The 15,206-nt window shown below is 69.7% G+C and carries 8 protein-coding genes; 6 read left to right on the top strand and 2 right to left on the bottom strand.

The genetic code is table 11. The annotated features are described in order from the left end of the window. The first annotated feature begins 84 nt into the window (after positions 1-84). Both OHA88_RS07070 and OHA88_RS07065 read left to right on the top strand, forming a co-directional pair. Positions 85-4,677: a cation-translocating P-type ATPase gene (locus tag OHA88_RS07070; protein ID WP_328624705.1), complete on the top strand. Its 4,593-nt coding sequence runs from the start codon at positions 85-87 to the stop codon at positions 4,675-4,677. 207 nt (positions 4,678-4,884) lie between these two features. Continuing rightward, entirely contained in the window at positions 4,885-5,397 is a 513-nt protein-coding gene (locus tag OHA88_RS07065; RefSeq protein WP_328624704.1) for a DinB family protein, read from the top strand. Between the two features lie 134 nt (positions 5,398-5,531). On the opposite strand, the gene OHA88_RS07060 is transcribed toward OHA88_RS07065, so the two are convergent. After that, on the bottom strand, positions 5,532-8,813 hold the full coding sequence (locus OHA88_RS07060; RefSeq protein ID WP_443044187.1) for a GH92 family glycosyl hydrolase: 3,282 nt from the start codon (positions 8,811-8,813) through the stop codon (positions 5,532-5,534). Between the two features lie 611 nt (positions 8,814-9,424). Between OHA88_RS07060 and OHA88_RS07055 the strand changes: the two genes are divergently transcribed. Then, positions 9,425-10,645, top strand: coding sequence for a chitinase (locus OHA88_RS07055; RefSeq protein WP_328624702.1), 1,221 nt, complete (start codon positions 9,425-9,427; stop codon positions 10,643-10,645). A 439-nt stretch (positions 10,646-11,084) separates the two neighbouring features. Continuing rightward, positions 11,085-11,573, top strand: coding sequence for a hemerythrin domain-containing protein (locus OHA88_RS07050; protein WP_328624701.1), 489 nt, complete (start codon positions 11,085-11,087; stop codon positions 11,571-11,573). 73 nt (positions 11,574-11,646) lie between these two features. Here OHA88_RS07050 and OHA88_RS07045 read toward each other — a convergent pair whose 3' ends face one another. After that, on the bottom strand, positions 11,647-12,624 hold the full coding sequence (locus OHA88_RS07045; RefSeq protein ID WP_328629612.1) for a phosphotransferase family protein: 978 nt from the start codon (positions 12,622-12,624) through the stop codon (positions 11,647-11,649). A gap of 609 nt (positions 12,625-13,233) precedes the next feature. Here OHA88_RS07045 and OHA88_RS07040 point away from each other — a divergent pair. After that, positions 13,234-13,773 (top strand): ArsR/SmtB family transcription factor, encoded by a 540-nt coding sequence (locus tag OHA88_RS07040; protein ID WP_328624700.1) that lies wholly within the window; start codon positions 13,234-13,236, stop codon positions 13,771-13,773. A 17-nt stretch (positions 13,774-13,790) separates the two neighbouring features. After that, complete coding sequence (locus OHA88_RS07035) at positions 13,791-15,065, top strand: MFS transporter (protein WP_328624699.1); 1,275 nt, start codon at positions 13,791-13,793, stop codon at positions 15,063-15,065. Positions 15,066-15,206: the final 141 nt, after the last annotated feature.

Below are 15,206 nucleotides of genomic sequence, written 5' to 3'. Positions count from 1 at the left end.
CGCTGTTACGACCGTTCCGCGCCCGGCGCCTGTCACGGACCGTTCTGCTCCCGGCTCCGTGCGGCAAGCCCGCGAAGGTGAGACATGCTGCTCCGCTTGCTGACCGGGCTGCCCGCCGTGGCCCTCCAGAGCGCCTTGGCTGTGCCGGTCCAGGCCACCCGTCGGATCGCCACGCCGACCGCAGATGCGGCGCGGATGGCCGCTGATCTCGTGAATGCCGGTGCGCGCGGCGCGGTGGACGGGGCGGCGGCGGTGTCGGCGACCGCGCTGCGGGTCGGCAGGGCCGCCCGCAACGCGATCACTCCTCAGGTCGGATACTGGCGCGCCGGTTCACGGATGCACCTCGCACTGCAGCACCACCCGGACGCGCCCGTTCGAACCGTGGAACGGCTCGAGGCCGCTGCCAGAAAAGTGGCTGTCGAGCTGGCCGAGCACCCTGACGTGCTGATCGCCTACTGGGACGGCGGCCTGGGGCGGCTGGTCGTGCAGACGACCGAGGACGCGGTCAGCGAGCAGGTGGCGGACACGGTGTCCGAACTGGCCGCCGAACACGGGCTTGTGCACGTCGGCGATCAGGTGCTGGAACACGTGCACCCGGGTGCCGCTGGGAGCGTGCGCGCCAACGCGGTCGCCCTGGCGTGCGACGCGGCGGGCATCGGCGTAGCACTCGCGGGACGGGCAGCCTTTCTGAAGCGCGCCCCGGAGGCCATGGTGGCCGCGGTCGTCGTGCTGCGTGAGGACTCGCGGGTACGCGCGGTGCTGAGTCGTGCACTGGGCCCGGACGCATCCGATCTGGTGCTGGCCGCGGCCCATGCGGCCGTCTGCGGGATCGGGCAGTCGCCGAGTCCGCTGCTGCTCGACGCGGCACTGCGGAGTGCCCAGTTGGTGGAATCCCTGGCTCAGCTCGCGACGTTCGACGCCGTACACGACACGCTGTGCGCCCCGGATCGGCTGACTGTGGCCGACACCGACGTCGTACGTCCGCCGCTGCGTCCGAGCCCGGGTGAGGAATATGCCGCTGCTGCGGTCAACGGGATGCTGGGCGGCGCCGCCACCAAGCTCCTGTTCACCCGCAGCATCGACGAGGCGGCCGAGACCGTACTGGCCGGTTCCCCCAAGGCCGCACGTTACGGACCGGCGGCCTTCACCGCGGCTCTCGGCAGTGCCCTGGCACGCGAGGACGTGCTGGTCCGCGACCCCGAGCGGCTGCGCCAACTGGAGCTCGTGGACACCGTGGTCCTGCATCCCGCAGCACTGCGCAGCACTCGACGCACCGTGCTCGAAGTCCACCCCAGCATGGCCGGCTGGGATCACCACCGGTTGTGGCAGGAAGCCACCGCGGCCGTGAGCGCGCCCGAGGACGCGACAACGCCGTCCGAGGTACCGTGCATCGGTCTTCGCCCGGTGCCTGATGAGACGGCGCTGGACGCGGGACTGATGGTCGCGTCGGTGCGCGGCAGGGACGTCGGCACCGTTCTGGTCGGCTGGGAGGTCGACCCCATGGCCGAAGCCGCGCTGGACGCAGCGCGCCGAGCCGGTCTGCACGTCGTGGTGGTGGACGACTGCTCGCTGGGCGAGTTCGGGACCCTGGCCGACCAACTCGCCTCTGCCGAGATCCCGTTGGCCGAGGTGGTGGCTGCCCTGCAGAACGAGGGCCGAACGGTTCTCACGGTGGCGCGCGTCCCGCACGACCGGGCGGCAGCCGAACGGGAGCTGACTTCCGCCGCCCACGACGTGCTCGCTGGACTGCTCCGCAGTGACATCGCCGTCGCCGTCACCGACGAGCGCAGCGCTGTCGTCTGGGGCGCCGACCTTCTGCCTCTGCGCGGACTCGAGGGTGTATGGCGGCTGCTGTCAGCCGTACCCGCAGCGCGGGCGGTCAGCCGGCGTGCCAAGTTCTGCGCCGAGGCGGGTGCCACGCTCTCCGAGCTCCTGGTACTCACGCAGGGGGCTCGGTCGCAGCGGGTTCCCTTCCCCCTCGAAGTGCGGCTCAGCCCCGTCAATATCGCCGCTGCCGCGGCCCTGGTCATGGGTTGGTGCGCCGCACTCGGTGTAGCCGCCGGTACGACTCCCCACCCCACTCCGCGAGTGCCCTGGCACGCGCTGCAGCCCGAGCAGGTCATGGCCCGGCTGGCGAAGGCCTCGCGTGCCGCGCCCACCGCCGTGACGGTGGTACGGACCCGGGCCGGCGACCTCGCGGGCGCCGCTGCCACGCACCCGGCCCTCGCGCCCGCACGGGTGAGCGCACGTCTGGCCGGCGCCGTGTGGGCCGAACTGGACGACCCGTTCACCCCGGTCCTGGTGGTCGGTGCCACCGCGCAGGCACTGCTGGGCTCCGCGGTGGACGCGTTCCTGGTCATCGCCGCCGTGGCGGTGAACGCCTTGGTCGGCGGGGTCCAGCGATTGCGCGCGGAGCGTGCACTGTCCGCACTCGTGACCGGGCAGCGGCAAAACGCCCGGCGACTCGCTCACCCGTCAGCAGAGGAAGCATCCGTCGTCGAGGCCTCGCGGCTGGCGCCCGGCGACGTGATCGAGCTGCGCACCAACGATGTGGTGCCGGCCGACGCGCGGCTGCTGGAGGTCAGTGGCTTCGAGGTGGACGAGTCCTCGCTGACGGGCGAGTCACTGCCCACCCGCAAACAAGTGGCCGCCGTACCACAGGCGCCCGTCGCCGACCGCAGATGCATGGTGTTCGAAGGCACCACGGTGGTGGCCGGCCACGCCCGGGCGGTGGTGGTGGCCACGGGCGACCAGACCGAAGCCGGCCGCGCGGCGTCCCTCGCCGCCCGGGTCCCCACCTCGGCGGGGGTTCAGGCACGACTGCACCGGCTGACCCGCCGGGTGCTGCCCCTCACCCTCGCCGGCGGCGCCGCGGTGGCCGGCCTGTCCCTGCTGCGCGGCCGCCCGGTGCGCACAGCCCTCCAGGGTGGACTGGCAGTCGCAGTGGCCGCCGTGCCCGAGGGAATGCCTCTGGTCGCGACCGTGGCGCAGATGGCCGCGGCACGGCGGCTGAGCAAGCTTGGCGTCCTGGTACGCACACCACGCAGCCTGGAGGCACTCGGACGCGTGGACACCATGTGCTTCGACAAGACCGGGACCCTCACCGAGAACCGGTTGCGGGTCGTCCGCCTGATCACCGGCACAGGCGCCGAGCAGCCGGCCGACACCCCTGAGTCGAAACAGATCCTCCGCATTGCCGCCCGGGCCTGCCCCCGCGTCGCCGAGCAGCCGGGCGCCCACGCGCATGCCACCGACGAGGCGGTCCTGGTGGCGGCCCCGCCCGAGACAGGGTGGACCACCGTAAAGGCCCAGCCCTTCGAGGCGAGCCGGGGATATGCCGCCGCCACCGGAAGAGACGCGGACGGTTCGAACTTGCTGGTCGTCAAGGGCGCGCCGGAAGTTGTGCTGCCCTGCTGCCCGGATACGGATACGGCAGCCGTCGAAGAGGCTCTCTCCCTCGCCGGCCAGGGCCTGCGGCTCCTGGCCGTCGCCCAGCGCCGTCTCGCGACGGACGACGAGGCGAGGGAGGCGCTGGACAAGCCCCTCGAACTGCTGGATCTCATCGGGTTCGTGGCACTGGCCGACACCCCCCGCCCCAGCTCCGCCCCGCTCGTGGCCGGTCTCGGAGAGGTCGGCGTGCGCCCCGTCATGCTCACCGGCGACCACCCGCAGACCGCCCGCTCCGTGGCCATCGCTCTGGGCTGGCCCGCGGATGTCACGGTCGTCACCGGCAACGAGTTGGCTTCACTGGACCGGGCGGGACGGGGCCGCCTGCTCCGGGACTGCGGCGTAGTGGCCCGCGTCGCACCCGAGCAGAAGCTCCAGGTCGTCGAGGCACTCCGGGAGGCGGGTTGCGTCGTGGGCATGGTGGGGGACGGCGCCAACGACGCCGCCGCAATCCGCGCCGCCGATGTCGGGGTCGGTATCGCCGCACGTGGATCGGCAGCCGCACGCAACGCCGCAGACCTCGTGATCACCAACGACGAACTGTCGGTCCTCATCGACGCCATCGGCGAAGGACGAGCCCTTTGGCGCAGCGTGGCCGACGCGATCAGCATCCTGCTCGGCGGGAACGCCGGCGAGGTCGGCTTCTCCGTACTGGGCACACTGCTGTCCGGCACGTCGCCGCTGTCGACACGTCAGCTGTTGCTGGTCAACCTGCTCACCGACATGTTCCCGGCGATGGCGGTCGCGGTCACCCCCCACGACCCGGAACCCGCCGGTGAGCCCACCGCAGCCGATACCGTACCCGTGGGCGTCGCCGTCCTCGGGCAACCGCTGACACGTCAGATCCGCCAACGTGGCCTGATCACCGGTATCGGCGCGGCCACCGCGTGGCTCATCGGTACCCTCACCCCCGGCACGGCACGACGCACCAGCACGATGGCCCTGTGCGGTGTGGTCGGCGCCCAACTCACGCAGACCGTCGTCGGACGCCGCCACAGCCCGTTGGTCCTGGCCACGGTCCTCGGCACCGCCGCTGTGCTCATCGCCCTCGTCCAGACACCTGTCGTCAGCCACTTCTTCGGGTGCACGCCGCTGGGCCCACTGGCCTGGACCGGAGTGGCCGTCGCCGTCGGCACCGCCTCCCTCGGTCCCCGCGTACTGCCACAGGCCGAACAGATGCTGGCCGACCTCACCTCACGACTGCGTCCCGTGGTCCGGTTCGTCCACTGATGCCCTGCGCGCGGAAACACTGCGCTCGCAGACCTCGGCCGCCCCATGCCGTCCGCGTACCAGTGCCGCTCCGCGCAGGTTCGTGGAGGAACGTCGGTGTTCCTGAGCATCTCGATTCGGCGGATGAGTTGCATTACCTGGCAGCGCCGAGCTCTTGCGGCAGCGGGTGGGTAGGCGTGTCAGACCCCGCTGACATGATCTGCGATCATGACGACCACTGAACGGCCGATGCCGCCCCTGAACGCCGACGAGCGTACGAATGTGGAGAGCTGGCTCGACTTCTACCGGACCACCTTGGCCATGAAGTGCGACGGCCTCACCGAGGACCAGCTACGGACCGCCTCCGTGCCTCCTTCGCCGCTGACCCTGCTGGGGCTCGTCCAGCACATGGCCGAAGTCGAACGGAACTGGTTCCGCCGCGTGCTGACGGGCGAGGACGTACCGGCCATCCACAGTCCGCAGGCCGACACTGACGGCCGCGACGACGGATTCGGCCTCTCCGACAACATCTCTTTCGAGACGGCCCGGGCCACCTGGCAGGACGAGATCGCCCGCGCCCGTGCCAACTGCGCCACTCGGCGACTGGAAGACACCAGCCCGTTCATGGGGGGCGAGGTGAGCCTGCGGTGGATCTACACGCACATGACCGCCGAATACGCCCGGCACAACGGGCACGCCGACTTCATCCGCGAGCGAATCGACGGAAGCACCGGCGTCTGATCTCAGGGGCAAGACGACCGCATTGCGCCCTTCACGGACTGCACCTTCACAGGCAGACCGGTTGCCGAACGGCGAACGGGCCGTCACGGCAAGGACGGTGTCCCTGCCGTGACGGCCCGTTCCGATCACCCGTGTCAGGCGGTGTCCACCGCGAAGATGTGGATCACGCCGCCGTCCGTGGTGGACGGCAGGGTCACGCTCGCCAGCTCCTTACCCGACTGGAGCGTGATCGGGGCGGTGGCGAAGATCTCGGTACCCACCGGGTCCTTACCGCCGCCCTGCACATCGCGGTACGTGGTGTGGACCGCGACCGTGTTGCCGAACGACGGATTCTGCGTGCCACCCCCCAGCGTCCAGTCGCTGAACCCGATCTCCGCCTGCTGCGTGGTGCCGTCGGTGTACGTCAGCGTCACCCGGCCGCTGGCCGAGCCCTCGGCCGCGCTGCCCAGCAGGCTGAGCTTCGTGTCCTCCGGCTCCGACGGGACGTTCAGTACCTGCGGGCCGGCTCCCGCGACCTCGATGTTGTCGGGGTCGCCCGCGCCCACCTTGGGCCAGCCGAAGTCGAAGCCGCCGGACGAGACCGTCCCGCCGGGTGTCACGCCCGCCGCCGCGAGTGCCTTGGCCGAGTAACTCCAGCCCTCACCATCGAAGTTGGCCTGCGGATTGTCGTCGTCGGTGGAGACGCCGGTGCTGTTGCGGTTCCACAGCATGCTGTTCTTCTCGGCGACGGTCACCGCGGCCGACGTCTTCGGGAGCTCGTTGCCGGCGGAGGACCTCAGCGTCACCGGGACCGTGTAGTGACCCTCGGCCGTGTCTGCCGCGGCCGATACGGTGAGCTTCGCGCTCGCCGAACCGTGTGCCGGGACCGTGAAGTCGCCCTCCGTGGGCGTGACGGTGACACCGGCCGGCGGCTTCGCCGTCCAGTGGACGTCGGTGGCCTTTGTCTCCAGGGTCTGTACCTTGACGGTCGTCTCCGCGCTGCCCGATCCGGGCTCGACCTTCAGTTGCGCAGGCGTGGCGCCGGTGAAGTACTTCACGCCGCCGCCGGGGAAGGACGGCGGGGCGTCGGCCGCCGCGCTTCCCCAGGAGGTGTCCGCGGTCGCGCCGAGGGCGTAGTCGAGCGTGCCGCCATGGGTGACGAGCGAGGCGGGTACCCACGGCTTGTCGGACGTCCTGCCATCGACCTTCAGGCCGTGGATGTACTTGTTCTCCGCCGACGCGGCAGGTGCGTTGATCGTGATCGTCTTCCCGTGCCCGGTGTGCACCACTGCGTGCGGGAACAGCGGAGCGGAGAGGATCAGATCGGCACGGCTCGGGTTCTGCGGGTACATGCCCAGCGCCGAGAAGACGTACCAGGACGACATGGTTCCCGCGTCGTCGTTACCGGGGATGCCGCCCGGGGTGTCGGTCCACAGCTGGTCCATTTCCGCGCGGACCGTCTCCTGTGTCTTGTACGGCGCTCCCAAGTAGTTATACAGATAAGGGGCGTTGATGTCCGGCTCGTTGGTCGCGTCGTAACGCGTGGCGTCCTGCGCCGAGAAGTCGAACTTCCCGTCCGGTGTACGGAAGAAGGCATCGAGCCGCTTCAGCGCCTGGTCGTTGCCGCCCATCGCACTGGCGAGGCCCGCCACGTCCGAGTACACCATCCAGGTGTACCGCGCGCTGGACCCCTCGACGAAGCCGCTGCCGGTGCCCGGCGTGAAGGTGCCCACCCAGGTGCCGTCGGCCTTGCGGTCGCGGATGTAACCGCCCTGCGGAGTGGCGTTGGCGTCGAAGACGTTCGTCCAGTTCCCCGAGCGGTCCAGGAACTTCTTCGCGTCGGCGGTCTTCCCGGTCTGCCGGGACAGCTCGGACAGGCCGTAGTCGGCCGCCGCGTCCTCCAGCGTCTCCGCTGCGCCTCCCCAGCAGTGGCAGTTGTCCGCCGGTACGTACCCGAGCTCCAGATACTTGTCGAGCGCGGGCCGCTGACCCACACACTCGACGTTGCAGCCCGAACTGTCCGAGTCGTTCGCCGTCGGCACGGTCGCTGCCTCGACCAGCGACTTCAACGCGCCCTCGACGTCGAAGTCATGACCGCCGAAGGCATAGATGCCGGCGAGAGCCGCGTCCGAAGGGTCTCCCGACATCACGCTCGTCTTGCCGTTCTCCAGCAGCCAGCGGTCCCACTCGCCGCCGCGCTGACTCGCATAGTTGTAGAGGGACTGCGCGTAGTCGCTGCCTGCCCTCGGGTTGAGCAGCGTCATCAGCTGCACCTGCGCGCGGTACTGGTCCCATCCGGAGAAGGTGCCGTACTGCGCCTTCTGCCCCTTGGCGAGCCGGTGCGGCTTGCGGTCGGCGCCGAGATAGCGGCCGTCCACGTCGCTGGTCAGGGTGGGTTCCAGCATGGAGTGGTAGAGCGCGGTGTAGAAGGTGGAGCGCTGGGCGTCGGTGCCGCCTCCCACCTCGACCGACTTCAGGGTGCTGTTCCAGACCTTGGCGGCCTGCGTCCTGACGGAGTCGAAGCTCTTGTGGGGCCCGTTCTCCGTGCGGAGGTTGGCCTCGGCGTTCTGTGGGCTGACATAGGAGATGGCTACCTTGGCCTGGACCTTGGTGGTTCCGTCGGCGAAGGTGATGTACGCGCCGGAGCCCTTGCCCTCCACGGCCTTCCCGGACGAGCTGTACCCCGTACCGCCGGAGGCCGAGGTGGAGCCGGGCTCGACCGTACCGTCCGTCCAGGTGCCGACCTTCGCGAACGCCTTGTCGAAGTGGGCGGTGAAGTACAGCGTGTACAGGTCCTTGCGGTTGTTCGCGCTCTGCGGACCGCAGAAGTTGCCTGCGGTGACGGAGCCCGTCACGGTCCGGTCGGCCGTGTTGATCTTCACGGTGGCGCCCGTGCTGCCGGTCTCCGAGTTGGAGGTGCGGAAGAGCATGCTGGCGGGCTTGTCCGCCGGGAAGCCGAACTGCCCTGAGCCGGTCCGGGCGGTCGTGGTGAGCGCCGCGGACGCGCCACTGGCCAGGCCGACTTTGTAGTAGCCGGGTGAGGCTGTCTCGTCGGTGTGCGAGAAGGCGCTGGCATATTTCGCATCGGAGACGTCCGTGGTGGGCGAGGAGTCGACGTCACCCACGTACGGCATGATCGGGATGTCACCGTTCGCACCGGAGCATCCGACGCCGTTGAGATGGGTGAGGCTGAAGCCGCGTACCTTCGTTGCGTCGTACTGGTAGCCGCCGGGAGCGGGTGTCGATACCTGCTTGCCCTTCGAGTTCTGTGGACTCCAGGCCAGCATGCCGAACGGCTGCACGGCGCCCGGATAGGTGTTGCCCGCGTTGGACGTGCCGATCAGCGGGTTGACGTACGACACCGGATCCTTGGCGGTGCCGTGCGGGGAAGCCGCCGAGGCGGGGGCGGCTGTGGCAGCCATACCCAGCGTGGCCATGGCGGTCACCGCGACGGAGCTGATAGCTCGGAGCCCGGTGTGCGTCCGACGTTTGCGCGTGTCTGACACCGTTCCTGCCCTTCATGTGTGACGGACGGTCAACGCGGTGGGAGCGGGGCGCCGTGACCACTCCGGAACGGCGCCGCTCCGACAACGTTGTCAGCGACGTGAGGATGCTCCTCCTGCCACTCCGGAGTGTCAAGGATTCCCCGACTCCGGCCGTCCGGGCCGGGCGTGAGCCGTGGTCGCCGGAGCGGGCGTCCCCCCCACGTCAACGAGGAAAGCTGCGGGTGTCGATGGGACGGGTCTCCCACTCATCTCGGGCCAGGCTGCGCAAGCCTTGGGGCATTTGACGAGGTGTCCGCGTTCGAAGCGGGCTCCGGCGCGGACGATGCGGCGAGGTGGGGTGTGTTCACCGCTCGTCGGCGAGTCTGCGCGAACTCGACCGGCTGGAGCACCATGGCCACGCCCGCCGCTCTGCCGGCCGCACTCTTGGCGCCCGCCTCCCCGGTGCGTCAATCTTCAAGAAACCGCAATGGTCTAGGCCAACTCATTGACGTGCCTGCGTCAACCCTCGATTCTGGCGGCACCTTCTCCCAACAGGAGTCCCCATGAAGCGTCTTCGCGCTCTGCTCTGTGGTGCCGCCACCGCCGCGCTGGCCACCGCAGGACTCGCTGCCTTCGCCGCGCAGCAGGCTTCGGGTGCGTCGGCCGACGCCACCGCGCTCAGTAACCGGTGGTACGCCGCCGCGCCCTATCTGATGCCGCACGACAACAACCCGCCGGACGCGGGCGCCATCATGGACGCCACCGGTCTCAAGGCGTTCCAGCTCGCGTTCATCCTCGCCCCCAACGGGGGTGGCTGCAGCCCGACTTGGGACGGTACATCGCCGGTCTCGTCGGACACCGCCGTGGCATCCGTCATCAACGCGATCCGCGCCAAGGGCGGTGACGTGTCGGTCTCCATCGGCGGGTACGGGGGTACCAAGCTCGGCCAGACGTGCTCCGACGCGGCGTCCACCGCGGCCGCCTACCAACAGGTCATCACCAAGTACCAACTGAAGGCCATCGACTTCGACCTGGAGGAGCCGGAGTACGAGAACACGGCCGCCGTCGCCCACGAGATCGGCGCTGCCAAGATCCTCCAACAGAACAACCCGGGCCTCTACGTCTCGGTCACCACCGCGGGAACCGCCGACGGCACCGGCTGGTTCGGCAAGCAAATGCTCAACGAGGCCAAGTCGCAGGGCTTCACGCCGAACAACTTCTCCATCATGCCCTTCGACGGCGGGTTCAACGGGGCGGCCGCACAGACGAGCGCCCTGACGAACTTCAACTCCATCCTGCAGTCCACCTTCGGCTGGGACGCGGCGACTGCGTACGCGCACGAAGGCTTCTCCGGCATGAACGGCCGCAGCGACACCGGGGAGTACTTCAGGCAGGCCGACTTCCAGACCGTGCTGGACTACGCCACCAGTCACCACATGGACCGCTTCACCTTCTGGTCCCTCAACCGCGACCGCCAGTGCTCCCCGCCCGACAACAACGGCCAGACCTCCGGCACATGCAGCAGCGTGGCCCAGTCGGACTGGGACTTCGCGAAGTACTCGGTGAAGTTCGCCGGCGTCACCCCGCCCACGACCACCCCTCCGACCACGCCCCCTCCGAGCGGCAGCTGCACCGCGGCCGCGTGGAGCAGCAGCGCCGTCTACACGGCCGGTAACACCGTCTCGTACGGGGGCCACACGTGGAAGGCCAAGTGGTGGACGCAGAACGAGACGCCCGGCACCACGGGCGAATGGGGAGTCTGGCAGGACCTCGGCGCCTGCTGACCTGACATCCGTCCGCCCCGGGCCGGCGCACGCGCGCCGGCCCGGGACGACTCCTGGGCCGCGAGCACCGCGGCCGGCCCCCGACCATCACCGACGACATGTTGCATACCGTCCTGCGCTGCACAACGCTCGGCGAGTCCGTCGAGCGGACCGCCTCGACCTGCTCATCTCCACCGGCAAGACCGTGGAGTGTTGCTGTGAGCGCGAGCGTCAGAGGTCCTGTCACACCCTGGCCCTCCCGGAACGGCGGGATTGTGGACGTGCCGCATGAACGCTGTGCCGGGGCCGGACATCAGCGGAGAGGGACGCCAAGGAGTGTGTCCACACGTCCGGACGCTCGCCTCGGGCGGTCGGGCACGTGCGCGCCTATCGTCGTCGCATGACGCCTTCCGGGTGGCCGTCATGCTGCGCTGCCTTGCCGTGGTTGGCGGCGGGGGCGATGTCCGATCCTGGAGGTTCCGAGGTGTGCCATTACTGCGGTTGCCGCGAGATTTCCCTCATCGAGGACTACATCGCCGAGCACGAGAGCGCGACCGATCTGGCGGGGGGCGCCGTACGGGCCCTGAAACGGGGTGACATCGCCGCCGCCCAGGGGCTGCTGCGAGACATGGCCACAGTGCTGCGGGCGCACTGGAGGGGCGAGGGAAATGGACTCTTCGCGGTGATGCGCCAGGACGACGAGTACACGCGGTACATCGAGGACCTGGAGCGCGAACACGGCGAACTGGACCGGTTTCTGGACACGGTAGATCTCGGCGACAGGGACGACCGCCAAAGGTTCCTCGATGCCGTGGACGAACTGCACCATCACATCGCCAAGGAGGAGGACGGGCTGTTCCCCGCCTCGCTGACCACGCTGGCCGGCGACGACTGGGATCGCGCGATGGCCGCCTGGCGCGAGGCGCACCCGGACGTCCGGACGCCCTGACCGGCCCCCACTGCATCTCGCAGCGTGATGGGCCCATTGACCTGCGGTTCCGGCCGGCCGGGGCCGAACTGGACTACGCGTATCGGTCGAAGAGGGCCTGGATGTAGTTCTCCAGCCTGTTCGTCAGCACGGTCGGGGTGAGATCAGCACGGCCCAGTTCACGCCAGGGGACGGCAACCTTCTCAGCGTCCGGAGCGAATGCCAAGGCGTCCAGCAACCGCCAGTACAGATGTGCGGCCTGATCTCCGGCCAAGGCCCCTCCCGCTGCGACGTATCGGTCGGCCAGGCTCATGCCCGCAGGGACACCGTGCAGCAGAGCCAGCGCGGTCGAGCAGTGGGCCACATCCAGGTCGGCCGGACCCCAGGAGGTCTCCACCCAGTCGACGATGCCGCTGATCCGCAGGTCGCCGCCGGTGCCTTCGAAGAGGATGTTGCCGGGGTGGAAGTCCCGGTGCAGGAAGCAGGGCAGGTAGTCGGGCGGCTCACGTCGAATGACGTCCACGGCTCGCTGCCACAGCTCGGGCCGCTCGGTGGCTCCGGGCGGACTTACCCGCTCAGGCGTAGTCCACGCCTGATAGGTGCGCGGCCGGGTTTCGGCAGTGACCTGCACCCGGTGGATACGCAGCAGTTGGCGAGCCAACAGGTCGACACGCCGATCGGTTTCCTGGTCGGTCAGACGAACGGACCCTGGCAGTAGGGACATCAGCAAGGATGGGTAGTCGCAGTACTCCGCCGCCGTGTCCACGTCGATGAGCGTGGCGGCGGGAACATCCGTGTCGCCGAGCTGACGCAGTACCCGCGCCTCCCGCGTCAGCAGACCCTCCGCGTGCTGCACGAAGAATGGTTTGACGAAGGACCGCAGGACCACAGAGCGCCGGCCGCCTGGCCCGGAGATGTCCAACCGGCGCATCTCCGACGTCCACCCACCACGCAACCGCGCGACATCTTCGACGCGCTCCGACTCGAGCAGTCCCTTCTCGACCCAGGCACGTGTCGCAGCCCAACCACGGCCATCGACATCTCCACCGACGCGCCCTGCACCCTCACCCATACCCACGAGAGGCAGGCTATCGGCTACCCAACGGACACACCCCGTGGGCCTCCCACCCACAAAACGATCAACGGGTTGGTGTTGCTTGACCCTGTGTCGGTTGGATGTGACGACACGTCCGATCGGCGCATCGCGCGGCTCGTCAAGGCCGACGAGGACACGGTGCGTGACGCCATCCACTGCTTCAACGAGATCGGACTGGCCTGGCACCCCGACGTCCTGCCCGCCCAGCGACGCGAACGTGTCCGTATCCGCAGAGAGAGGGGCATCCGCTGGGGACGTCCCGCCGTCGTCGCCAGACAGGCCGGTCCGGGGCGGCCTTGGTCAGTTCGGGCTCCAGGGCCTCGGTCATCTAGCTGCGACGACGGCCGGAGTCGGCGCGCCAGGCTTCGATGGCCCGAGGTTTTTGAAGGGCTTTTTGAAGGCTCCGAGGGGGCTGGGCGATCCATCGGGAGAGATCTTCAGGGAACGAAGGTTTTTTGACAGTTCCCCGGATCGGCGGCGGGGTGGGGGGCTTTGACGAATGGTCTCGCGCGCCGGACAGCAGATTCTGGAAGTCCGTGCGAAATCCCCTTGCGCAATGGTCAAGAAACGTTGACCATTGCTCCCATGCCTACCGACGATCTTCCCGAGACGTTTCACGTCACCACTGACGAGCAGCTGCGCGCCGTCTCCAATCTCACGCGCCACCGGATCATGGCCGTGCTCCGATTCGAGCCGGCGACGATTACGCAGATCGCCGAGCGGGTGGGCCTTGCGAAGGGGAGTTCCAGCTATCACGTACGGCTGCTGGAGCGGGCCGGCCTGGTGAAGGTGGTACGGACACGGAAGGTGCGGGGGGTCACCGAGCGGTACTACGCGATGGCCGCGCGGGCGATCGCGCTGCCGGATCCGGGCGAAGGAGGGCCGGATGTGCTGATGCGCCATGCGGTGGCGGACCTGGAGGCGTCGCCGGCGGACGGCGAGCGGCACGTGCGGATGGCGCATCTGCGGCTCACCGAGGAGCAGTTCGCGGAGCTGGGGGCGCGGCTGCAGGCACTGGCGGACGAGTACCGGGAGCTGTCCGATCCGTCGCTGCCGGACGCGTCACTCGTCTTCGCACTGTTCCACCCGGCACCGCGCGAGCAGGCCGAGGGGGGCGCCAAGTGACCTCAGGTGTTCGGAAGTTGCCGACCGGGTTCGGACGGCTGTGGACTGCGCAGACGGTGTCCTCGCTCGGTGACGGGGTGTCGCATGCCGCGCTGCCGCTGCTCGCGTTGACGTTGACGCGGGATCCGATGGCGCTCGCCGTCGTCACGGCCGCCGGGACGCTGCCGTGGCTGCTCTTCGGGGTGCTCGGCGGTGCGCTGGTGGATCGCTGGGAGCGTCGGCGCACGATGTGGGTCGCGGACGCGGCGCGTGCGGTGCTGCTCGCGATACCAGCGGCAGCGGCCGCGCTCGACGTGCTGAGCATTCCGCTGCTCGCGGCCGTCGCCTTCCTGCTCGGCCTCGGCGGGCTGTTCTTCGATACGGCCGCCACGGCCTACCTGCCGGATCTGCTCCGCCGCGACCCCGCGCTCCTGGAGCGTGCCAACTCCCGCCTGCGCGGCGCCCAGACCGCCATGTCCGGTTTCGCGGGGCCGCCTGCGGGCAGTGCGCTGCTCGCGCTCGGGCGGGCGGTTCCGCTGCTCGCCGACGCGGTGTCGTTCCTGTTCTCCGCGCTGCTCGTCCGTACGCTGCCCGCCATGCCCCGGCCCGTGCCGGAGGTCCGCGAGACGCTGCTTCAGCAAGCGCGGGCCGGGGCCTCGTACGTCTTCCGGGACCGGGTGCTGCTCGGGCTGGCGCTCCGCCCGGCGGTCGGGAACGTCGCCTTCCTCGCTGTGGAGACCGTCCTCGCCCTCTTCGCGCACGACCGCCTGGGCATCGACACCTACGGCTTCGGCCTGCTCCTCACAGCGGAGGCCACCGGCGGCCTGCTCGGTGCAGGCATCGCCTCCTACCTTGGCCGACGACTCGGCACCGGCACCGCACTGACCTGCACAGCCGCCGTCGAAGGGCTTGCCATCCTGGGCCTGGCCGCTGCCCCGAACCCGTACGTCGCCGGGCTGGCGCTCGCCGTCTGCGGGGCCGGCATGGGCGCCACGATGGTGCTCGCGCCCTCCCTCCGACAGGTGATCGTCCCCGCCCACCTGATGGGCCGGGTCGCCTCCACCTCCCGCATGCTGGCCATGTGCGCCGCCCCCATCGGAGCCTTCCTCGGCGGCTGGCTGGCCACCACCTATGACATCCGCACCCCGCTCTACGCCGCCGCCGGCCTCCTCCTGGCGATGACGGCCGTCACGGCATCCATGACCAGCAACCGCCGGGTCGAAGCGGCGCTGCGTGCCGCTGGCCCGGCCGGCGGTCCGGATCACCCGGCATCCAAGGATCCCGCCCAGGAGAGTGCACCCGACTTGTTGTGACGCCTGCCTCGAAGGCGTCACAACAAGTCGGCTGCCAGGCCCCCCGCGGGGCGCAACGAGTGGCTGGGGCGGCCGGTGGTGCTGGCACTGCCTCTGCGAGGCACGAAGGTGTGGCTTTGTCGGTCAGTGGCGAGAGCGTTT

Origin of the sequence: Streptomyces sp. NBC_00353, assembly GCF_036108815.1 — a bacterium.
Lineage (GTDB): Bacteria > Actinomycetota > Actinomycetes > Streptomycetales > Streptomycetaceae > Streptomyces.
Note: the sequence above shows the minus strand (reverse complement) of the source record. Positions and strands in the feature narration are given on the sequence as shown.